This is a genomic window from Pseudomonas sp. RA_15y_Pfl2_54 (assembly GCF_963971015.1).
In the GTDB taxonomy this organism is placed as follows: Bacteria; Pseudomonadota; Gammaproteobacteria; order Pseudomonadales; family Pseudomonadaceae; genus Aquipseudomonas; species Aquipseudomonas baetica_A.
Genome location: NZ_CAXAPN010000015.1, coordinates 88,431 through 110,372 on the forward strand (window position 1 = coordinate 88,431; position 21,942 = coordinate 110,372).

Here is a 21,942-nt window from a genome sequence, read left to right on the forward strand (position 1 = left end):
CCGCACATCAAAGGCACGATTGCGCCATCCGAACCACAACGAGGCGTTCACATCATGATTCACACCATCACGCTCTCTGTAAGTTTCCCGGTGTTCGGCAGCAACTACTACGAACAACACGTCGTGCAACGCAAGGCGCAGGCGTTGGTGTTCAACGACGATTTCGACGATTTGCTGATGCCCGCCGCGACCCATCATTTCAGCAATGAAGTGGTCGGCATCAACGATCAGTTCCGCTTTCTGAGCGACATTCTCGCCACCCATTTGCTGGATCTCGAGGCCTCGACGCCTGCGCGATCCCGCGTCCAGGCGAGCGCTCATTTTTTATAACGGCTGAAGGCAACCCCTGTGGGAGCGGGCGTGCTCGCGAAAGCGGTGGATCATTCAACCTCTCGTTGATTGAAACGCCCCTTCGCCAGCATGCCCGTTCCCACAATAAATCTGAAGATTCATGAGCCATGCGCATAACTCTATAGCGCAAATCCGCAAAAACCTTTTCCTCTCTCCAGCGGTCATTCCTCAAACGAGACTGGCAAACATGCCGGCGCGCCCCTCTGGGCCTTTTGTGACCCTGCTGCCCTGATGAGAGTAAAGGAATCGAACCATGCCGATTTCCCGACGTAAATTTCTGATCCTCGGCGCCGTGACCGCGACGGCGTTTGCGATGCCCCCCTTTATCAGCCTCAAGGCCTATGCGGCCAACCTGGAGCAATCGGCCATGAGCAAAATCACCTTAAACGTCAATGGCAAACCTCAGACCCTTGAGGTCGACAATCGCACCACCCTGCTCGATGCCTTGCGCGAAAACCTGCAGATGACCGGCAGCAAAAAAGGCTGCGACCACGGCCAGTGCGGCGCCTGCACGGTGATCGCCGATGGCCGGCGAATCAACGCCTGCCTGACCCTGGCGGTCATGCAAGAAGGCAGCGAGATCACCACCATCGAAGGCCTCGGCATGCCGGACAACCTGCATCCGATGCAAGCCGCGTTCATCAAGCACGACGGCTATCAGTGCGGTTATTGCACACCGGGGCAGATCTGTTCGGCGGTGGCGGTGCTCAAGGAGATCCGCGACGGCATTCCCAGCCACGTCAGCGCCAGCCTGACCGAACCACCGCAAATGATCGCCGCTGAATTTCAGGAACGCATGAGCGGCAACATCTGCCGCTGTGGCGCCTACTCGAACATCATCGAAGCCATCACTGAAGTCGCAGAGGTGCCGGCATGAGAGCGTTCAATTACAGCCGCGCCGACTCCCCCGCCACAGCCGCAGCGCAAGCCGCGCAAGTCGAAGGCGCAAAGTTCATCGCTGGCGGCACCAACCTGCTGGATTTGATGAAACTCGACATCGAAACTCCGCTGCACCTGATTGATATCAATCACCTGGGGCTGGATCAGATCGAAGCCACGCCCGAGGGCGGTTTGCGTATCGGCGCCATGGTCCGCAATACCGATCTGGCCGCCGACGCGCGCGTGCGAAAGGACTACGCCCTGCTCTCCCGTGCCTTGCTTGCCGGAGCCTCCGGGCAGTTGCGCAACATGGCGACTACGGCGGGCAACCTGCTGCAACGCACCCGCTGCCCCTACTTCTACGACACGAATCAAGCCTGTAACAAACGCAACCCCGGCAGCGGTTGCGCGGCGATTGGCGGGGTCAGTCGGCAACTGGGGATCATCGGCGTCAGCGATGCCTGCATCGCCACCCACCCAAGCGACATGGCGATTGCGATGCGCGCCCTCGACGCACAGATTGAAACGGTCAAACCCGATGGCAGCACCCGTCGCATCGCCATGGCGGACTTTCATCAGTTGCCGGGGCACACGCCGCACATCGAAACCAGCCTGACCGCTGGCGAGTTCATCACCGCAGTGACTTTGCCGGCGCCGGTGGGCGGCACCCACATTTATCACAAGGTGCGTGATCGTTCGTCCTACGCGTTTGCCCTGGTGTCCGTCGGTTTGATTCTGCAAAAGGACGGTAGCGGCCGCGTTGCCGTTGGCGGTATCGCGCCAAAACCGTGGCGGGTGGAAACGGCTGAAGCCCTGCTGCCCCAGGGCGCAAAAGCCGCCAGCGCGCGCCTGCTAGACGGCGCCACGCCGACCCACGACAACCAGTTCAAACTGACCCTGGTCGAGCGCACACTCGGCTCGGTGTTGGCGCAAGCGAGGGAGCAAGCATGAAATTCGACACGCCCGCCACCACCAACCCGATCGACCAACTGAAGGTCATCGGCAAACCCACCGACCGTATCGAAGGCAAACTGAAAACCTGCGGCCAGGCGCCTTACGCCTACGAGCAACATGAAGCGGTGGCCAATCAGGCTTATGGATTTATGGTCGGTGCGGCCATCGCCAAGGGCCGAATCAGCCACATTGATCTGGAGGAGGCGAACGCAGCGCCAGGGGTTTTGGCGATCGTCACCGCGGCCAACGCCGGCAAACTCGGCAAAGGCAAATTCAACTCGGCGCACTTGCTGGCCGGGCCTCAGGTTCAGCACTATCACCAGGCCGTGGCGCTGGTGGTGGCCGAAACCTTTGAACAGGCACGGGCCGCCGCGCAATTGGTCAAAGTCGATTACGTCGCGACCAAAGGCGAGTTCGATCTGGCCAGCGTGCGCGACCAGGGTGTCGAAGCGAAGGACGAATTGCCGGACGTCACCCACGGCGATTTCGCCAAGGCTTTCGCTGCCGCGCCGGTGCAGTTCGATCAGACCTACACCACCCCCGATCAGTCCCACGCGATGATGGAACCCCACGCGACACTGGCCGCCTGGAAAGGCGATCAACTGACCCTGTGGACCTCCAACCAGATGATCGCCTGGAGCGTCGGCGACGTTGCCCAAACCCTTGGTCTGCCGAAGGAGAACGTCCGTTTGATCTCGCCATACATTGGCGGTGGCTTCGGCGGCAAACTGTTCATCCGCGCCGACGCGATCCTCGCGGCCCTCGGTGCGCGCATGGCCAACCGCCCGGTGAAATTCTCCATCGCCCGCCCGCAGATCGCCAACAACACCACCCACCGCCCCGCCACCCTCCAGCGCATTCGCATGGGCGCGACAGCGGATGGCAAGCTCACGGCCATCGCCCACGAAGGCTGGTCTGGCAATCTGGAGGACGGCAAGGTGGAAGTCGCGGCGCAACCGAGCCAATTACTCTACGCCGCCGAAAACCGTCTGGTCACCATGCGCCTGGCGCCGCTGGACCTGCCCGAAGGCAACTCCATGCGCGCCCCCGGCGAAACCCCGGGCCTGATGGCGCTGGAAATCGCCATGGACGAAATGGCTGAGCAGCTCAAACTCGACCCGGTTCAGTTCCGCATCCTTAACGACACGCAAGTCGACCCGGTGAACACCGAGCGGCCCTTCTCGCAACGTCATTTGATTGAGTGCCTGCAAACCGGTGCCGAAAAATTCGGCTGGGACAAGCGCAATGCGCAACCCGGCACGCGCCGCGAGGGCCGCTGGCTGATCGGCATGGGCGTCGCTGCGGCCATCCGCAACAACCTGCTGTTGAAATCCGGCGCGCGGGTCAGGCTGGAGCGCGACGGCAAGGTCACGGTGGAAACCGACATGACCGACATCGGCACCGGCAGTTACACGATCATTGCCCAGACCGCCGCTGAAATGATGGGCGTTGGACTCCAGGACGTGACCGTACGGCTGGGCGACTCGAGTTACCCGGTGTCTGCCGGATCAGGCGGCCAGTTCGGTGCCAACTGCTCGACGGCCGGGGTGTATGCCGCGTGCATGAAACTGCGCGAAGCGGTGGCAGGCAAGTTGGGCATGGCTGCCGACAAGGCTGAGTTTAGCGACGGTCTGGTGCGCGTCGGCGACCAGCAGGTTGCGCTGCGCAACGCCGCACACGATGGTGCGTTGCAGGCTGAAGACAGCATCGAGTTTGCTGACCTCGCCGAGCAATATCAGCAGTCGACGTTTGGAGCGCACTTCGTTGAGGTCGCGGTGGATGCCGCTACGGGAGAGGTTCGTGTTCGGCGCATGCTGGCGGTGTGTTCGGCCGGACGGATTCTCAACCCGAAAGCAGCGCGCAGTCAGGTCATCGGCGCGATGACCATGGGCGTGGGCGCAGCGCTCATGGAAGCGTTGGCGGTGGACACGCGAATGGGGTTTTTCGTCAACCATGATCTGGCCGGATATGAAGTGCCGGTGCATGCCGACATCCCGCATCAGGAGGTCATTTTCCTTGAAGAAACCGATCCGGTTTCATCGCCGATGAAGGCCAAAGGTGTCGGTGAATTGGGGATTTGCGGTGTGAGCGCGGCGGTGGCGAATGCGATCTACAACGCCACCGGTACCCGGGTGCGTGAGTATCCGATTACGCTGGACAAGATTCTTTCGTCATTACCGGAAATGATCTGAAAAACCCCTCGGCCCAGGCCTCTCACTCAGGGAGAGGCCTGGGCCGAGGGCCATGGGTTCACTCGCTGCGCGGATACTGCGCCTCACCGACCTGCTCCATCCACTTCACCACTTCTCCATCCTGCATTTCAGCGATGGCGATATGCGTCATCGCCGTGGTCGGTGCGGCGCCATGCCAGTGCTTGGCGCCGGGCGCGATCCACACGGTATCGCCAGGGCGAATCTGCCGCACCGGCTGCCCCCACTCCTGCACAAACCCCGCTCCGGCCGTGACGATCAACGTCTGCCCCAGCGGATGGGTGTGCCACGCCGTGCGCGCACCCGGCTCAAACGTCACGGTAGCGCCACTGACCCGCGCCCGATCAGTGCCCTTGAACGGCGCATCGATCCGCACGGTTCCGGTGAACCAATCCGCCGGCCCCTGGGCCGACGGTTGTGAGCCGTTGGGCGTAACGGTGACTCGCGGGATTTCGCTGGCTTGGGCGTCGGCGGCCAGCAAGGAAAGGGTCAACGCAGAAGCGGCAATCGGGTTCATGGCGGTCTCTCCAGCAAGTGATGCCTGAACTTTACCGGCGCCGACTCTTCAGATAATCGACTAGAGTTCGAAATAACTTATGCAGGAAACTCATTAATGCTTCGCGAAAACGCCAGTGACCTGCTCGCCTTCCTCGCCGTGGCGCGCGCGCGCAGCTTCACCAAAGCCGCCGCCAAACTTGGCATCTCGCAGTCCGCGCTCAGCCACACCATCCGCGCCCTCGAAGCGCGCCTTGGTCTGCGCCTGCTCACGCGCACCACTCGCAGCGTCTCCCCCACCGAGGCCGGCGAGCACCTGCTGCAAACCATCGGCCCGCGCTTCGAAGAGATCGAACTGGAACTCGCCGCCCTGAGCAACCTGCGTGAAACCCCGGCGGGCAAGATTCGCATCAGCGCCACCGATCATTCGCTGGACTGGCTGCTGCGCCCGGTACTCAAGGCGTTCCTGCCGAAATACCCCGACATCGCCGTCGAAGTCTGCTGCGATTACGGCTTCGTTGACATCGCCGGGCAAGGGTTCGATGCCGGCGTGCGCTTGGGCGAAGACGTCGCCCAAGGCATGATCGCCACGCGCATCGGCCCGGACATGCGCATGGTGGTCGTCGGCTCACCGGCCTACTTCGCCAGCCGTCCACCGCCACAAACGCCACGTGACCTGACCGACCACGCCTGCAACAACCTGCGCCTGCCCACCAATGGCGGGCTGTACACCTGGGAGTTTGAAAAGGACGGCGAAAGCCTCAAGGTGCGGGTGTCCGGGCAGATCACGCTGAATGGTGTCTACCCGTTACTCGACGCGGCACTGGACGGTTTTGGCCTGAGTTACATCCCGGAGAACCTCGTCACGGCGCATCTGGCAGAGGGTCGGCTGGTGCAAGTTCTGCAAGACTGGTGCCCGCGCTTCGCCGGTTATCACCTCTACTACCCGAGTCGGCGCCAGGCGGCACCGGCGTTTGCGTTGTTGCTGGAGGCGCTGCGGTTTCGCGGTTGAACGGGCCTAACCGACCCATGCAATCAACTGATGGCGTTGCGCATCAGTCAGCATCGGACCGAATCCGGCCTTGACGTTATCGGCCATGTAACGCGGATTCCCGGTACCCGGGATGACGCAAGTCACCGCCGGATGCGCCAGCAAAAACTTCAGCGCCAGTTGCGGCCAACTGTTGACCTGCACATCCGAGACCCACGCCGGGAGCGGTTTACCCTTGAGCCGGGCGAGCAAACCACCGCCGCCGAATGGCCGATTACAGATCACCGCCACCCCGCGTTCGCGGCACAGTGGCAGGATGCGTTGTTCCACGCCTCGGTCGTCGAGGGCGTAGTTGATCTGCAGGAAATCCAGCTGTTCGGCCTTCAGTAGCGCTTCAACTTCGTCATAGGCTGAAGGCGTGTAATGCGTGATGCCGATGTAGCGGATGCGCCCCTGCTCCTTCCATTCACGCAAGGTGGGCAGGTGGGTTTGCCAGTCGAGCAGGTTGTGGATCTGCATCAGGTCGATTTGCTCGGTGCGCAGCAGGCTGAACGACCGCTCCATCTGCGCGATGCCTTCCTTGCGCCCGCGCGTCCACACCTTTGTGGCCAGAAACGCCGGCGAGCGCGGTTCGTGGATCGACAGCAATTCGCCGGTGGTCTGTTCGGCGCGGCCATACATGGGTGAGCTATCGACCACCGTACCGCCCTTGGCGAACAATTCATCGAGCACCGCCGGTAGTTGCTTGTAGGCCAGATCGCCGGGCACAACATCAAAACCGCGATAGGTGCCCAGTCCCACCATAGGCAGGGGCTCCGAGCTTGAAGGGATGACACGGGTCTGCATGGCTTGGCCTCCGGTAGCGGCGCACGATGTGACAGCGGCCAGCGCCCGTTCAAAGGTGAAGACCGCCGAACCCCCGGCAGCCAGCGTGAGCAATCGGCGACGGGAGTAACCCTCAGTGTGGCTCATGCTGCCTCCCCCGCTGCGTGAGTCTGTTGCATGTTGTGTTGGAGCGCTGCCGGGGCGAACCGCTGGACTACACTGCGACAGCAAACCCTCACACCCCGTTAAAAGTAGCCGAATGTCCCGAACCCTGATGTCACTCGTCGCATTGATCGTCGCCGTTTACGTGGTGCTGTGCGCCGCGCTGTTCTTTTTCCAGCGCTCGCTGATCTATTTTCCGCAGCCCCCTGCCATCGAGAGCGCCGATTCGCGTTTGAAACTGTCGATGCCGGACGCCGACATCTGGGTCGCTACGCGCGAGCGCGTCGGGCCTCGGGCGCTGATCTATTTCGGCGGCAATGCCGAGGATGTATCGCGCAATCTGCCGGCGTTTGCCGAAGCGTTTCCCGATTACGCGCTGTTTTTCCTGCACTATCGGGGCTTTGGTGGTAGCGGCGGTTCGCCATCCGAAGAAGCGATTGCCGAAGATGCGCTGGCGTTGTTCGATCAGGTATCTGCCCGCCATCCGCAGATTGCCGTGGTCGGGCGCAGTCTGGGGTCGGGCGTCGCCGTGCGCCTGGCCAGTGAGCGTCCGGCGGCGCAGTTGATCCTGGTGACGCCGTACAACAGCCTCGAAGAAATTGCGGCGCGGCAATACCCGTGGGTGCCGGTGAAGTGGTTGCTCAAGGATCGTTTCGAGTCGGGCAAGTACGCTGCGCATATTCGTGTGCCGACGTTGCTGCTGGCGGCGAGTGATGACGAGGTGATTCCCCGGGCCAGCACCGAGCGCTTGCTGGGGTATTTCCCCAAGGGCGTGGCCGTGCTCAAAGTGGTGCCGGATTCCGGGCATAACTCGATTTCCGAGCGCAGGCAGTATCTGGAGTGGATGGGGGATGTGTTAAACCGGTGAGGATGGTGGGCCTGGGAATTTGTGTTACCGGGACTGGCCCCTTCGCGAGCAAGCCTAGCGCGCAGCGATGCAGAGGGTTACTGGACGATGCTGTTTGGCGCGCCTTGACTGGCAGCAAAAAGCCCCAGTTTCAACAATTCCTTGCGCAGCATTGAAGGCGCTACAACAGCCACTCCAGCCTCCCAATCGAGAGCCAACAACCTATTCAATTTTTGTTGGCTAACGGTGGATGGCGCCAGAAAACAGCTTTTCCTGTCGCGGATACCGATGACATTCAGCACCCCGTCCTCGCCCTGCTCTGCCATCCAGCAGTTGATCGTCGGGCGGTGTTTTTGCAGCAAGGCATCGGCATCCCACACCGTCATTTGCGCGAAGTTATGTGGCAAATGGCTGTCGGGCTTCATCCGTTTCAAATCGGCTGCCAACGCAGCGGCGAGGTTAGCTTCGATGCCGGCCTGGCATTCAAGGAAATACTGTTCGGCCCAGTCAGCACAAAGCTTGGCTCTTGACGCAAGTTCGGCATACGCCCCGATATCTGCCGCCGTAGTCGTCTGCCCGGTGAAATTGAGCGTGTTATCCAGAATCGCCGTGGCCAATAACGCGGCGCTTTGCTCGCTGATCTGCGACACCAAACCTGCCGCCTGCCAACGCTGAAAAACCTGCGTCGCCGCCGCGCCAATCGGTCGGATATCGGCGGCAGTCCCAAGCTTCTGCGCCCAGTAATGTTCATAACCCGGATGATGGTCGATCACTTCCACCACCTGATCGAGCACCACTATTGGGTCGACATGGTGATAGTCGGACACGTCGACCAGGACGAATTCGTCGTTCGGCTTCGCGGCGTAAACGTGCAGAGCCGGGCCCCAACCGAGCACGGTTTTCGACACGCTGGCGTTGGGTTGTGTGCTGCTGACGGCACGAGCGGGAATGCCTTGCAGGTTCAACAGTTCTGCGTAGGCGATACAGCAGGCATAGGCATCGATATCCAGATAGGCCGCGCCCGAGGTGATGATTTTCATGGGCGGCAACATCGCATGGATTGATGACATTTGGGTGACAGCAAAAAGATCGCAGCCTGCGGCAGGCTGCGATCTTTTGATCTTCAAGCAGCCCGCTGCCCTTGCGCCACCATCGCCGAAGCCGCGAGCATCGCCCGCAACAACACCGCACAGCCCGCCGCCAGATCATCCGGTGCAGCGTTTTCGATTTCGTTGTGGCTGATGCCGCCTTCGCACGGCACGAAGATCATCCCGGCAGGCCCCAACTCCGCAAGGAAGATCGCGTCGTGGCCGGCGCCGCTGACGATGTCCATGTGCGACAGCCCCAAACCTTTCGCCGCGCCGCGTACGGCTTCGACACAGCCTTTTTCGAAGTACAGCGGCGGGAAATCGGCAGTCGGGGTCAGTTCGTAAGTCAGGCCATGTTCTTCGCACGTGGCGTCGATGACGTGCTTCACCTCGGCAATCATCGAGTCCAGCCGCGCCGGTTCCAGATGACGGAAGTCGAGGGTCATACGCACTTCGCCGGGAATGACGTTGCGCGAGCCGGGATAGGCTTGCAGGCATCCGACGGTGCCACAGGCATGGGGTTGATGACCGAGGGCGGCGCGGTTGACCGCACCGACGATCACCGAGGCGCCGACCAGCGCGTCTTTACGCAAGTGCATCGGCGTTGGACCGGCATGCGCCTCTACGCCGCGCAGCTTGAGGTCGAACCACTTCTGCCCCAGCGCGCCGAGCACCACGCCGATGGTTTTCTGTTCGTCTTCGAGGATAGGACCTTGTTCGATGTGCGCCTCGAAATAGGCGCCAACCTTATGCCCGCTGACTTTTCGCGGACCGGCATAGCCAATGGCATTGAGTGCTTCGCCAACGGTCACGCCGTCGGCATCGACTTTGGCGAGGGTTTCTTCGAGGGTGAATTTCTCGGCGAACACCCCGGAGCCCATCATGCACGGGGCAAATCGTGAGCCTTCTTCGTTGGTCCAGACCACCACTTCCAGCGGCGCTTCGGTTTCCACGCCGAGGTCGTTGAGCGTGCGCAGGACTTCGACGCCGGCAAGCACGCCGAAGCAGCCGTCGAACTTGCCGCCGGTGGGCTGGGTGTCGATGTGGCTGCCGGTCATCACCGGTGGCAAATCGGGATTGCGCCCGGGGCGCCGGGCGAAGATGTTGCCGACGGCATCGACGGTGACGCTGCATCCGGCATCCTTGCACCATTGCACAAACAGGTCGCGGGCCTGGCGGTCGAGATCGGTCAGGGCCAGGCGACAAACCCCGCCCTTGACCGTGGCACCGAGCTTGGCCAGTTCCATGAGCGAGGCCCACAGGCGATCACGGTTGATGTGCTGATGGCTCGATTGCAGAACGTCTACGGCTGCGTTCATGGGGATCTCCTCAGGCTGCTTTTCTTATGGATATTGCTGTGGTGTCGGGTAGACCGCTATCGCGAACAGGCCATCCGCTACACCGCTGTTTTAACGGCAGAGGGCTGCGCACGCATCACGCACAACCCGTAATAAATAATCCCGCCCAGCGCCGAGCCGGTGAACCAGCCATAGCTGTAGAACCAGCTGAACGCATCGCTGCCCAGCGACATCACGGTCAACACCACCGGTACGCCAAACGCAACAAAACCGGCCCAGTTCCACGCCGGATAGACGTCGTCGCGGTACAGCCCGGCCAGATCCAGTCGTTGTTTCCTGATCAGGAAATAATCCACCACCATGATCCCGGCAATCGGCCCTAGCAGGCTCGAATAACCCAGCAGCCAGTTGGAATACACAGACTCCAGGCTGACATCGGAAACAATCCAGCCGAGTTTTTTCAGCAGTTCATGGGCCATCAGCGCGAGGCCGACAACGCCCGTCAGCAACACGGCTTTGGTGCGGTTGATCACCTTGGGGGCAATGTTCTGAAAATCGTTGGTTGGCGAAACAATGTTGGCGGCGGTGTTGGTCGAGAGCGTGGCGACGATGATCAGCGCCATCGCCACTGCCACCCACACCGGGCTCTGGATATGGCCAATCAACGTGACCGGATCGGAGACCGTGACGCCAACCAGTTTGACCGACGCGGCGGTCATCACCACACCGAGGGCGGCGAACAGAAACATGGTCAACGGCAGACCGATGATCTGCCCGAGGATCTGATCCTTCTGGCTCTTGGCGTAACGGCTGAAGTCAGGAATGTTCAACGACAGCGTGGCCCAGAACCCGACCATGGCGGTCAGTCCGGCAGCGAAGTAACTGACCACGCTTGCCCCTTCTGGACGCTTGGCCGGGATCGCCATCAGCTCGGTCATCGATACATTGGGCATCGCCCACACCAGCAAGCCGATGCCGACCGCGACCAGCAACGGCGCAGACAAGGTTTCCAGCCACTTGATCGACTCGGCACCGCGGATCACCACCCACAGGTTCAACGCCCAGAAAATCATGAAGCCGATCACCTCCCCGGTTCCACCGAGCGATTTCCAACCGTCGAACACCGAACCGAGAAACAGGTGAATGGCCAACCCGCCAAACATTGTCTGAATACCGAACCAGCCACAGGCCACCAAGGCGCGAATCAGACACGGCACGTTGGACCCAAGGATGCCGAAGGATGAGCGCAGCAACACCGGAAACGGTATGCCGTACTTGGTACCGGGGAAGGCATTAAGGGTCAGGGGGATGAGCACAATGAGGTTGGCAAACAGAATCGCCACCAACGCTTCGCCCACCGACAGGCCGAAATACGCGGTGAGCACGCCGCCCAAGGTGTAGGTCGGCACGCAGATCGACATGCCGACCCACAACGCGGTGATATGCCATTTGTTCCAGGTTCGTTCGTGCACCTTGGTCGGTGCCATGTCGTGGTTGTAACGGGGACTGTCGAGGACGTCGCTGCCGGCTTCGAGTTCAAACAAGCCGTCGCGCTCGGTCACTTGCGATCTGTTCTGTTGCATGGCCGCTCCACTGTTCTTCTGATTATTTTTTGCTCATCAGGCGGCTGGCGTATGAACGCACAAGCCGGACGATGGCCGGAGGAACTGACAACTTTCATGCACCGGCCATGGTGTCAGCGGCGGCATCAATAAACGTGCCGGGTACTCCGCCTGCCCCTCGCGCCGGGCTTCAAACGTGGTGCAACTTTCTGATATTCATCAGTTTTAATTATTCACCCGAGGTATCCGGTAAAACTTGTCTGAGCGCTCAGGCTAAACACTTGGCAAGTTGTCCGAATGGTCAGGACTCAATCTGGTGCACTGCATTTTTTTATTCATGAGCGATCAACCGCAGCTCAACTTCAAGCGGCTGATTTCACATAAGAAATCTTGACCATATTTCCATCCTGTCAAGTGCGTCAAAATGGTGAGAGGCCTCACCATTTTGGTGATTTTTGCTTTTTATCCTTATTTATCAATGTCTTAGTCCAACAATAAGCTTATAAAAAATTATCTTGAACTATTGCAAAACTGCGACTAGTTTCTATTCCTGACAGCGATGACAGGAATACACCGATCAACGCTGTACCTCAATAAAACATCTAGAACCGACACAAGTCGGTCATGCCTGCGAGGAACTCGGAATGTCTCTGTTGATCCGTGGCGCCACCGTTGTTACCCACGATGAAAGTTACCGCGCCGACGTCTATTGCGCTGATGGCGTGATCAAAGCCATGGGTGAAAACCTTGATGTTCCCGCCGGTGCCGAAGTGCTCGACGGCAGCGGCCAATACATGATGCCCGGCGGCATCGATCCGCACACCCATATGCAACTGCCCTTCATGGGCACCGTGGCCAGTGAAGACTTCTTCAGTGGCACGGCGGCCGGTCTGGCCGGTGGCACCACGTCAATCATCGACTTCGTGATTCCCAACCCGCAGCAGTCGCTGATGGAGGCGTTTGATCAATGGCGCGGCTGGGCGGAAAAATCCGCCTCGGACTACGGCTTTCACGTTGCAATCACCTGGTGGAGCGAGCAGGTGCGTGAGGAAATGGCCGAACTGGTCAGCCATCACGGGGTCAACAGCTTCAAGCATTTCATGGCTTACAAAAACGCGATCATGGCCGCCGACGATACCTTGGTGGCGAGCTTCGAACGCTGCCTGGAACTGGGGGCGGTGCCGACCGTCCACGCGGAAAACGGCGAACTGGTTTATCACCTGCAACGCAAGTTGATGGCGCAGGGCATTACCGGGCCGGAAGCGCATCCTCTGTCGCGTCCTTCGCAGGTCGAAGGTGAAGCGGCAAGTCGCGCCATTCGTATCGCCGAAACCCTTGGCACGCCGCTGTATCTGGTCCACGTTTCGACCAAAGAAGCCCTCGACGAAATCACCTACGCCCGCAGCAAGGGTCAACCGGTGTACGGCGAAGTGCTCGCCGGGCATTTACTTCTGGATGACAGCGTCTACCAACACCCGGACTGGCAAACCGCCGCCGGTTACGTGATGAGTCCGCCGTTCCGTCCGCGGGGTCACCAAGAGGCGCTGTGGCACGGCTTGCAAAACGGCAACCTGCACACCACCGCCACCGATCACTGCTGCTTCTGTGCCGAGCAAAAAGCCGCCGGGCGCGACGACTTCAGCAAGATTCCCAATGGCACCGCCGGCATCGAAGACCGCATGGCCGTGCTTTGGGATGAAGGCGTGAACAGCGGGCGCTTGTCGATGCAGGACTTCGTCGCCCTCACCTCCACCAACACCGCAAAAATCTTCAATCTCTACCCGCGCAAAGGCGCGATTCGCGTCGGTGCCGATGCCGACCTGGTGCTGTGGGATCCGCAGGGCACCCGCACCATCTCCGCCAAAACCCACCATCAGCAGGTGGACTTCAACATCTTCGAAGGCAAGACCGTGCGCGGTGTGCCGAGCCATACCGTCAGCCAGGGCAAAGTGGTCTGGGCCGATGGCGACCTGCGCGCCGAGCGTGGTGCCGGACGGTATATCGAACGACCGGCGTATCCGGCGGTGTTTGATTTGCTGAGTAAACGGGCACAGATGCACAAGCCCACTGCGGTGAAACGCTGAGAACCAGGCCTTCGGCCTTCGCAAGCAAGCCTGCTCCCACAGGGGAACGCATTCCAAATGTGGGAGCGGCCTGCTCGCGAAGGGGCCCGCCCGGACACTACAAAAACCACTGCCCATCAGAGGCAGAGCACCTCAATAACCGTGAGGCAAAAAACCGTGATCGAGACCCTGAACCATCTACCGCATCCGCACGAAAGCGCAGCCGCCCTCGCCGGCCACTTCACCGATCTGGCGCCGCCGCTCAATGCCCGGCAGGCGCATCTGGAAGCGTCGCGCTGCCTGTATTGCTACGACGCGCCCTGCGTCAATGCGTGCCCGAGCGAGATCGACATCCCGTCGTTCATCCGCAATATCCATCAGGACAACGTGCCCGGCGCGGCGCAGAAAATCCTCTCGGCGAACATCCTCGGCGGCAGTTGTGCGCGGGTTTGTCCGACCGAGATCCTTTGCCAGCAAGCCTGCGTGCGCAACAACGCCCAGGAATGCGCGCCGGTGCTGATCGGCCTGTTGCAGCGCTACGCCGTGGACAACGCACACTTCAGCGAACACCCGTTCCAGCGCGCTGCCACCACCGGCAAACGGATTGCCGTGGTCGGTGCCGGCCCGGCCGGGTTGTCCTGCGCGCACCGCAGCGCGATGCACGGCCATGATGTGGTGATTTTCGAAGCGCGGGAGAAGGCCGGCGGCCTCAATGAGTACGGGATCGCCAAGTACAAACTGGTCGACGATTACGCGCAAAAGGAGCTGGATTTCCTCCTGCAGATCGGCGGCATCGAAATCCGTCACGGGCAGAAACTCGGCGACAATCTGACTCTGAGCGAACTGCACCAACAGTTCGATGCGGTGTTCCTTGGCCTGGGCCTCAATGCCAGCAAACAACTCGGTCTGGCCCACGAAGAGGCGCCAGGGCTGCTCGCCGCCACCGATTACATCCGCGAACTGCGCCAGGCCGATGACCTCACGCAACTGCCATTGGCGCAGCGCTGCATCGTCCTCGGCGCTGGCAACACCGCCATCGACATGGCCGTGCAAATGGCCCGCCTCGGTGCCCGAGACGTCAATCTGGTGTATCGCCGTGGCGCGGCGGACATGGGCGCGACCGGTCACGAACAGGACATCGCCAAAGCCAATCAGGTACGCCTGCTGACCTGGGCACAACCGGAAGAAGTCTTGCTCGACGATCAGGGCCGCGTGTGCGGTATGCGTTTTGCCCGCACCGATCTGGTCGACGGTCGCCTGCAAACCACGGGCGAAACCTTCGAACTGGCCGCCGATGCGATCTTCAAAGCCATCGGCCAGGCCTTCGACAGCAGCGCCCTCACCGACCCGCTGGCTCGCGAACTCAAGCGTCAGGGCGAACGAATCCAGGTCGACGCCAATCTGCGCACCAGCATTCCCGGCGTGTATGCCGGTGGCGACTGCACCAGCCTCGACCAGGATCTGACCGTGCAAGCCGTGCAGCACGGCAAACGGGCCGCCGAGGCCATCAACGCTCAACTGATGCTCAATGTGGAGGCTGCGTAAATGGCCGATCTCTCGATTGTCTTCGCCGGCATCAAAGCCCCCAACCCCTTCTGGCTGGCCTCCGCGCCGCCGACCGACAAGGCCTACAACGTGGTGCGTGCCTTCGAGGCGGGCTGGGGCGGCGTGGTCTGGAAGACCCTGGGAGAAGACCCTGCGGCGGTCAACGTGTCGTCACGGTACTCAGCCCATTACGGCAACAACCGCGAAGTGCTGGGCATCAACAACATCGAACTGATCACCGACCGCTCGCTGGAAATCAACCTGCGCGAAATCACTCAGGTGAAAAAGGACTGGCCGGATCGCGCACTGATCGTGTCGTTGATGGTGCCGTGCGTGGAGGAGTCGTGGAAACACATCCTGCCGCTGGTGGAAGCCACAGGCGCCGATGGCATCGAACTGAATTTCGGCTGCCCTCACGGCATGCCCGAGCGTGGCATGGGTGCGGCAGTCGGTCAGGTGCCGGAATATGTCGAGCAGGTCACCCGCTGGTGCAAGACGTATAGCTCGCTGCCGGTGATCGTCAAACTGACCCCGAACATCACCGACATCCGCGTCGCCGCCCGCGCCGCCCATCGCGGTGGTGCCGATGCGGTGTCGCTGATCAACACCATCAATTCGATCACCAGCGTCGATCTGGAACACATGGTCGCCCTGCCCACCGTCGGCAGCAAAAGCACCCACGGTGGTTACTGCGGCTCGGCGGTCAAGCCGATTGCGCTGAACATGGTCGCGGAAATCGCCCGCGATCCGCAGACCCAAGGCCTGCCGATCTGCGGGATTGGCGGCATCGGAAGTTGGCGCGATGCGGCGGAATTCATGGCGCTGGGCAGCGGCGCGGTGCAGGTGTGTACGGCGGCCATGTTGCATGGCTTCCGGATTGTCGAGGAGATGAAAGACGGCTTGTCGCGGTGGATGGACAGTCAGGGTTACGCCAACATCGCCGAGTTTTCCGGGCGTGCGGTGGGCAATACCACCGACTGGAAGTACCTGGATATCAACTATCAGGTCATCGCGAAAATTGATCAGGAGGCGTGCATTGGTTGTGGGCGTTGCCACATTGCTTGCGAGGACACCTCACATCAGGCGATCAGCAGCCTGAAGCAGGCCGACGGGACGCATAAATACGAAGTGATCGATGACGAGTGTGTGGGCTGCAATCTGTGTCAGATCACCTGTCCGGTGGCTGATTGCATCGAGATGGTACCGATGGAGACGGGCAAGCCGTTTCTGGACTGGAATCATGATCCGAGAAATCCGTATCACGTTTCGGCTTGAGGCTTGAGGCTTGAGGCTTGAGGCTTGAGGCTTGAGGCGTCTGACCTGACGCCTTCGCGAGCAAGCCCGCTCCCACAGTTGGAATGTATTTTCCTGTGGGAGCGGGGTTGCTTACGAAGAGGCTGGCCGCCGCGCCCCACGTCTCAGGGCTCCAACCCGATCCCGCGCAAGATCACACTGGTCACCGTCTGCACCGCCCGCTCGAACTGCATGTCCGACAGTGGCTGGTGATCATTCAAGATATTCACCTGATGGTCGAAGTCGGCGTAGTGCTGGGTCGAAGCCCAGATCATGTACAGCAGGCTCGACGGTTCCACCGGCAAAATCCGCTTGTCATCGACCCACTGCCGAATCTTCGCTTCCTTCATCTTCGCCCAGTCGTACAGGCTGGCGTCCAGCGCTTCGCCCAGCGTCGGCGCGCCGTGGATGATTTCGTTGGCCCAGACTTTTGAACCGTACGGCCGGCTGCGCGAGTGGTTCATCTTGGCGCGGATATAGCTGCTGAGCACCACACGCGGATCGTCGAACATCTCGAAGCACAACGCATCCTGCTTCCACACTTCCAGCAGGTCGAACAGCACGGCGCTGTACAACTCACTCTTGGTTGAGAAGTAGTAATGCAGGTTGGAGCGCGGCAGTTGCACTTCGGCGGCGATGTCGGCCATGGCGGTGCCACCGAAACCTTTTTCGGCGAAAACCTTTTCCGCCGCCAGGAGAATTTTTTCGACGTTACTGCGACGAATCTCGATCTTGTGATTGCCCATGTGGGCTCCCTGACAACAACCTTGCCCAAGACTAGCACCCGCTCTGCCACTGGGGCGACCGCTGAAAACAAAACTTCGTATAGACGCAGTCGCATGGCTAAACTGCCCCCTTATTCGATCCTGCCCCAGAGGTACCTGCGATGCTGTTCAAGAACGTTCTGACCACCACGGCCCTGCTCGCCTCGCTGTTCGCCGCCTCTTCGGTATGGGCCCACGCCCACCTGAAAAGCCAGACCCCGGCTGCCGACAGCACCGTCGCCGCACCTGCGGATCTGCGCCTGACGTTCTCCGAGGGTGTGGAAGCCAGTTTCACCAAAGTCACGCTGACCAAGGATGGCGTGCCGGTCGCGGTCAAAGCGCTGACCACCCAGGACAAAGACAAGAAAACCCTGATCGTCACCCCTGCGGCACCGCTGACTGGCGGTGAGTACAAAGTCGAATGGCACGCGGTGTCGGTCGACACGCACAAGAGCGAAGGCGCCTATCAGTTCAAGGTTGGTCAGTAATTCATGAGTGAAGCGCTGGTGCTGTGCCGGTTCCTGCATTTGAGCGTGGTGTTGATGTTGTTCGGGGTCTGGTTGTTCAGACCGTTGCTGCTCAAGGGCGAAGCGCGGATGCTAGACCTTCGTACCGCGCGACTGGCCCGTTGGCTGGCGACCGTTGCGCTGCTCAGCGGGGTGGCCTGGGCGTTGCTGATCACCGCGAGTATGGCCGGTTCAACGGCGGCGGCATTCGATCCGGACACGCTTGCGCTGGTGTTTGGCAAAACATTTTTTGGTCAAGTCTGGCGCTGGCATTTGCTGCTCAACGCAGCGCTGCTGGCGTTGCTGTTTACACCCTGGCGTTCAAGCACACCCTTGCGGCTGGGGCTGAGCGCGCTGCTGGCGGTGACACTGGCGCCGGTCGGTCACGGCGCGATGCTGGAGGGTCTGAGCGGACAACTGCTGATCCTCAATCAGGCCCTGCATTTGATTTGTGTGGCAGCGTGGCTCGGCGGGCTGTTGTTGCTGGTGATGCTGCTGCGCGCGCCAAGCGAACCCATGGGCCAGATCCTGCGGCGCTTCAGTGGTGTCGGCTATGCGCTGGTTGCAGGCCTGTTGATCACCGGGTTGATCAACGTTCGCGTGCTGACCGGCCAGTGGTGGCCAACACCATTGTTCAGCGGGTTCGCCCTGATTCTGTTGATCAAGGCATTGCTGGTGCTGGGAATGCTGGGGTTGGCGTTGTTCAATCGCTCGCGAAGCGAGGATTGCGAACAGCGGATCGGCGCGCTCAGACGCAGTGTGATGATCGAATGGTTGCTGGGGATCGGGGCAGTTGCCGCCGTCTCGCTACTCGGCACCCTGCCGCCGATGATTGCGGCCTGAACACCACCGCAAAGCCTTTGTAGGCGTTGTGTTGATCAATGAGGCTGCGTGTCGCCCGCCATCATGTGAAGCCGGATTCGTAAAATTTGTTTAAAGGTCCTCTCGCCGACAGCGGATTTTTCCCGCGTCGGGCGACTGCCATCCTTGCAACCCTTCTCAATCTGCATGGTGCCCGTTATGAATACGCCCCACCCACAACGCTCACACGGCTTGCTGAAAAGCCTTCTGGCAGCCGCCCTGCTAATCCCCCCTCACCTTTGCTCAGGAACGCCCGTGGCCGGACGGTTCGCAACTGGTGATCTCGGTGTCGATGCAATTCGAAACCGGCGGCCAGCCCGAGGGCGCCGAAAGCCCGTTCTCAGGTAGCCCGCTGCCCAAGGGCTACCCCGACTTTCCGGCGCAGACCTGGTTTGATTATGGCTACAAGGAAGGCCTGTGGCGCATGCTTGACCTGTGGGATCGCACCGCAATCAAAGTCACCTCCCATGTGGTCGGCGAAGCGGCGCTCAAGCACCCGGAACTGGCCAAGGCAATAGCCCAGCGCGGGCATGAACTGGGCGCCAACAAGCGACGGATGATGTCGGTGAGTTTGCACGACCGGATTGGCGGCACTCCCGCGATGGTCGAAGCCATGGAGCGGTTCATCCGTTACGCACAGTCTCATCCGAAAGTCAGCTTCATGCGCAAGGATCAAATTGCGCAGATCGTGCTGACCGAGAAAAATCCGCTGATAGATAACAGCGAAGCGCTCTACAACCATTGATTGCGCCGAAACAGCCCTGCTCACGCCATGATCAGGGCTGCTTGCGCTTTGATGGTCATCGTATAACTTCCTGTTGACATTCCCCTGAAGCTCCGCAAATATCGCCCCCTATGTTGTACGACAACGCACAACATAAATAAAAACAAGAAACAAGGGAGCGTCATAGTGAGCACTTTCGTCCGCAAATCCGTTCGTCATTCCCGCACGACTTTCATCCGCTCTCCCCTGAGCCTGATTGGCTGCAGCAGCCTCGTCTTGTTGGCTCCGCTAAGCGCCAGCGCCGAAGGCTTCGTCGATGATGCCAAAGCCACGCTGAACCTGCGCAACGCCTACTTCAACCGCAACTTCACCAACCCCAACAACGCACAGGGCAGGGCTGAGGAGTGGACGCAAAGTTTCATCCTCGACGCCAAATCCGGCTTCACTCAAGGCACCGTCGGTTTCGGCCTGGACGTGCTGGGGCTGTATTCGCAGAAGCTCGATGGCGGCAAAGGCACCGGCGGTACGCAATTGTTGCCGATCCACGATGATGGACGTCCGGCGGACAATTTCGGCCGCCTGGGTGTAGCGCTCAAAGCCAAGGTATCGAAGACCGAACTGAAGGTCGGCGAGTGGATGCCAGTGCTGCCGATCCTGCGCTCCGACGATGGCCGTTCCCTGCCGCAGACCTTCCGCGGTGGCCAGATCACCTCCACCGAAATCAATGGCCTGAGCCTCTACGGCGGCCAGTTCCGCGCCAACAGCCCGCGTAACGATGCGAGCATGGAAGACATGTCGATGAACGGCAAAGGTGCGTTCACCTCAGACCGTTTCAACTTCGGCGGTGGCGAATACACCTTCAACGAAAAGCGCACGCTGGTCGGCGTGTGGTACGCCGAACTCAGCGACATTTATCAGCAGCAGTACTTCAACCTCAGTCACAGCCAGCCCATGGGCGACTGGACCCTGGGCGCCAATCTCGGCTTCTTCAACGGCAAGGAGAATGGCAGCGCGCTGGCGGGCGATCTGGACAACAAAACCGCATTCGCCCTGCTCTCGGCCAAATACGGTGGCAACACTTTCTATGTCGGCCTGCAAAAGCTCAGTGGCGATAACGGCTGGATGCGGGTCAACGGTACCAGCGGCGGCACCCTGGCCAACGACAGTTACAACGCCAGCTACGACAACGCCAAGGAACGCTCCTGGCAGCTTCGCCACGACTACAACTTCGCCGCCCTCGGCATCCCCGGTCTGACCCTGATGAACCGCTACATCAGCGGCGATAACGTGCACACCGGGACCATTACCGACGGCAAGGAATGGGGTCGCGAGTCCGAACTGGCCTACACCGTACAGAGCGGGCCGCTGAAAAATCTCAACGTGAAATGGCGCAACGCGACGATTCGCCGGGACTTCAGCAACAACGAGTTCGATGAGAACCGGATTTTTATCAACTATCCGATTTCGTTGCTGTAAACCCCTGAAGCCGCATCCCCCCTGTGGGAGCAAGCTTGCTCGCTCACACAGGGGTTGGCATGACGAGGCAGTTTTTTGATTTGGCCCTTGCGTCATTTACACCAAAAGTCGCGTTGACAAGACCGGGAAACCCTACCGATACTTCAGCGCAGTCATACGACAACCTACAACAAACCTAATAACAATGTGTTCAGGGATTGCCATGACGTCTGATTCTGATTCCCGTGCCCCCTTCAACCGTCTGCTGCTGACCGGCGCCGCGGGTGGTCTGGGCAAAGTTTTGCGTGAACGCCTGCGCCCGTACGCCCATGTCCTGCGGCTGTCGGACATCGCCGATCTACTCCCGGCCGCTGATGATCACGAAGAAGTCGTGCTCTGCGATCTGGCCGACAAACAGGCGGTTCATCAACTGGTCGAAGGCGTGGACGCGATCCTGCATTTCGGCGGTGTTTCCGTCGAGCGCTCGTTCGAAGAGATCCTTGGCGCCAACATCTGCGGCGTCTACCACATCTATGAAGCGGCACGTCGCCATGGCGTGAAACGCGTGATCTTCGCCAGTTCCAACCACGTCATCGGTTTCTATCAGCAGGACGAGCGCCTCGACGCCGCTTCCGCGCGCCGCCCCGACGGCTATTACGGATTGTCCAAGTCCTACGGCGAAGACATGGCCAGTTTCTATTTCGATCGCTACGGCATTGAAACGGTCAGCATCCGCATCGGATCTTCGTTCCCCGAGCCACAGAACCGTCGAATGATGCACACCTGGTTGAGCTTCGACGACCTCACCCAACTGCTCGAACACTCGCTGTATACCCCGAACGTCGGCCACACCGTGGTGTACGGCATGTCCGATAACAAGGACGTCTGGTGGGACAACCACTTGGCCAGCCACTTGGGTTTCGAAGCCCGGGACAGCTCCGAAGTGTTCCGCGACAAGGTCGAAGCGCAGCCGATGCCGGCGGCCGATGACCCGGCGCGGATCTATCAGGGTGGCGCTTTCGTCGCGGCCGGCCCGTTCGGTGACTGATGACTCTGCCAGGGACAAAAA

At 60.5% G+C, this 21,942-nt stretch carries 19 protein-coding genes and 1 pseudogene; 14 read left to right on the plus strand and 6 right to left on the minus strand.

Annotated features, from left to right (window positions below; all coding sequences use genetic code 11):
- The first annotated feature begins 54 nt into the window (after positions 1 to 54).
- The 4 genes from AACY50_RS13105 to paoC all read left to right on the plus strand — a co-directional run bounded on the left by AACY50_RS13105 (position 55) and on the right by paoC (position 4,376).
- Complete coding sequence (locus AACY50_RS13105) at positions 55 to 330, plus strand: hypothetical protein (RefSeq protein ID WP_339432736.1); 276 nt, start codon at positions 55 to 57, stop codon at positions 328 to 330.
- Between the two features lie 274 nt (positions 331 to 604).
- Complete coding sequence (gene paoA, locus AACY50_RS13110) at positions 605 to 1,228, plus strand: aldehyde dehydrogenase iron-sulfur subunit PaoA (RefSeq protein ID WP_339432737.1); 624 nt, start codon at positions 605 to 607, stop codon at positions 1,226 to 1,228.
- Positions 1,225 to 2,181 (plus strand): FAD binding domain-containing protein, encoded by a 957-nt coding sequence (locus AACY50_RS13115; protein ID WP_339538652.1) that lies wholly within the window; start codon positions 1,225 to 1,227, stop codon positions 2,179 to 2,181. The genes paoA and AACY50_RS13115 overlap by 4 nt, the downstream gene beginning before the upstream one ends.
- Positions 2,178 to 4,376: an aldehyde oxidoreductase molybdenum-binding subunit PaoC gene (paoC, locus tag AACY50_RS13120; protein WP_339538653.1), complete on the plus strand. Its 2,199-nt coding sequence runs from the start codon at positions 2,178 to 2,180 to the stop codon at positions 4,374 to 4,376. The genes AACY50_RS13115 and paoC overlap by 4 nt, the downstream gene beginning before the upstream one ends.
- 58 nt (positions 4,377 to 4,434) lie before the next feature.
- Here paoC and AACY50_RS13125 read toward each other — a convergent pair whose 3' ends face one another.
- Complete coding sequence (locus AACY50_RS13125) at positions 4,435 to 4,911, minus strand: (R)-mandelonitrile lyase (RefSeq protein WP_339432740.1); 477 nt, start codon at positions 4,909 to 4,911, stop codon at positions 4,435 to 4,437.
- A 96-nt stretch (positions 4,912 to 5,007) separates the two neighbouring features.
- Between AACY50_RS13125 and AACY50_RS13130 the strand changes: the two genes are divergently transcribed.
- On the plus strand, positions 5,008 to 5,901 hold the full coding sequence (locus AACY50_RS13130) for a LysR family transcriptional regulator (RefSeq protein ID WP_339494235.1): 894 nt from the start codon (positions 5,008 to 5,010) through the stop codon (positions 5,899 to 5,901).
- Between the two features lie 6 nt (positions 5,902 to 5,907).
- On the opposite strand, the gene AACY50_RS13135 is transcribed toward AACY50_RS13130, so the two are convergent.
- Positions 5,908 to 6,852, minus strand: coding sequence for an aldo/keto reductase (locus AACY50_RS13135; RefSeq protein WP_339507870.1), 945 nt, complete (start codon positions 6,850 to 6,852; stop codon positions 5,908 to 5,910).
- Positions 6,853 to 6,964: 112 nt separating this feature from the next.
- Between AACY50_RS13135 and AACY50_RS13140 the strand changes: the two genes are divergently transcribed.
- Positions 6,965 to 7,735: an alpha/beta hydrolase gene (locus AACY50_RS13140; protein ID WP_339507869.1), complete on the plus strand. Its 771-nt coding sequence runs from the start codon at positions 6,965 to 6,967 to the stop codon at positions 7,733 to 7,735.
- A 77-nt stretch (positions 7,736 to 7,812) separates the two neighbouring features.
- On the opposite strand, the gene AACY50_RS13145 is transcribed toward AACY50_RS13140, so the two are convergent.
- The 3 genes from AACY50_RS13145 to AACY50_RS13155 all read right to left on the minus strand — a co-directional run bounded on the left by AACY50_RS13145 (position 7,813) and on the right by AACY50_RS13155 (position 11,683).
- Positions 7,813 to 8,754, minus strand: a complete 942-nt coding sequence (locus AACY50_RS13145) for a DHH family protein (RefSeq protein ID WP_339538655.1) — start codon at positions 8,752 to 8,754, stop codon at positions 7,813 to 7,815.
- An 83-nt stretch (positions 8,755 to 8,837) separates the two neighbouring features.
- A complete protein-coding gene (locus tag AACY50_RS13150; protein ID WP_339538656.1) occupies positions 8,838 to 10,121 on the minus strand; it encodes a Zn-dependent hydrolase in 1,284 nt (427 codons plus the stop codon).
- Positions 10,122 to 10,198: 77 nt separating this feature from the next.
- Positions 10,199 to 11,683 carry an NCS1 family nucleobase:cation symporter-1 gene (locus tag AACY50_RS13155; protein ID WP_339507867.1) on the minus strand — a complete coding sequence of 495 codons (1,485 nt, stop codon included), beginning with the start codon at positions 11,681 to 11,683 and terminating at the stop codon, positions 10,199 to 10,201.
- A 623-nt stretch (positions 11,684 to 12,306) separates the two neighbouring features.
- On the opposite strand from AACY50_RS13155, the gene hydA reads away from it, so the two are divergent.
- The 3 genes from hydA (at position 12,307) to preA (ending at position 16,545) form a co-directional block, all read left to right on the plus strand.
- A complete protein-coding gene (hydA, locus tag AACY50_RS13160) occupies positions 12,307 to 13,746 on the plus strand; it encodes a dihydropyrimidinase (protein WP_339538657.1) in 1,440 nt (479 codons plus the stop codon).
- A gap of 156 nt (positions 13,747 to 13,902) precedes the next feature.
- Positions 13,903 to 15,270, plus strand: a complete 1,368-nt coding sequence (locus AACY50_RS13165) for an NAD(P)-dependent oxidoreductase (protein ID WP_339432748.1) — start codon at positions 13,903 to 13,905, stop codon at positions 15,268 to 15,270.
- Positions 15,271 to 16,545 carry an NAD-dependent dihydropyrimidine dehydrogenase subunit PreA gene (gene preA, locus AACY50_RS13170; protein ID WP_339432749.1) on the plus strand — a complete coding sequence of 425 codons (1,275 nt, stop codon included), beginning with the start codon at positions 15,271 to 15,273 and terminating at the stop codon, positions 16,543 to 16,545. It begins immediately after the preceding gene.
- A gap of 143 nt (positions 16,546 to 16,688) precedes the next feature.
- Here the strand turns inward: preA and AACY50_RS13175 are convergent, their stop codons facing one another.
- Entirely contained in the window at positions 16,689 to 17,309 is a 621-nt protein-coding gene (locus tag AACY50_RS13175) for a TetR/AcrR family transcriptional regulator (RefSeq protein WP_339434170.1), read from the minus strand.
- A 140-nt stretch (positions 17,310 to 17,449) separates the two neighbouring features.
- On the opposite strand from AACY50_RS13175, the gene copC reads away from it, so the two are divergent.
- From copC to AACY50_RS13200, 5 genes and pseudogenes are all read left to right on the plus strand, one after another.
- Positions 17,450 to 17,815 (plus strand): copper homeostasis periplasmic binding protein CopC, encoded by a 366-nt coding sequence (copC, locus tag AACY50_RS13180; RefSeq protein ID WP_339434171.1) that lies wholly within the window; start codon positions 17,450 to 17,452, stop codon positions 17,813 to 17,815.
- Between the two features lie 3 nt (positions 17,816 to 17,818).
- A complete protein-coding gene (copD, locus tag AACY50_RS13185; protein ID WP_339494239.1) occupies positions 17,819 to 18,676 on the plus strand; it encodes a copper homeostasis membrane protein CopD in 858 nt (285 codons plus the stop codon).
- 177 nt (positions 18,677 to 18,853) lie between these two features.
- Positions 18,854 to 19,439, plus strand: a pseudogene (locus AACY50_RS13190) (polysaccharide deacetylase family protein).
- Positions 19,440 to 19,604: 165 nt separating this feature from the next.
- Positions 19,605 to 20,894, plus strand: a complete 1,290-nt coding sequence (locus AACY50_RS13195) for an OprD family porin (protein ID WP_445261485.1) — start codon at positions 19,605 to 19,607, stop codon at positions 20,892 to 20,894.
- A gap of 202 nt (positions 20,895 to 21,096) precedes the next feature.
- Positions 21,097 to 21,921: an NAD-dependent epimerase/dehydratase family protein gene (locus AACY50_RS13200; RefSeq protein WP_339538658.1), complete on the plus strand. Its 825-nt coding sequence runs from the start codon at positions 21,097 to 21,099 to the stop codon at positions 21,919 to 21,921.
- Positions 21,922 to 21,942 lie beyond the last annotated feature (21 nt).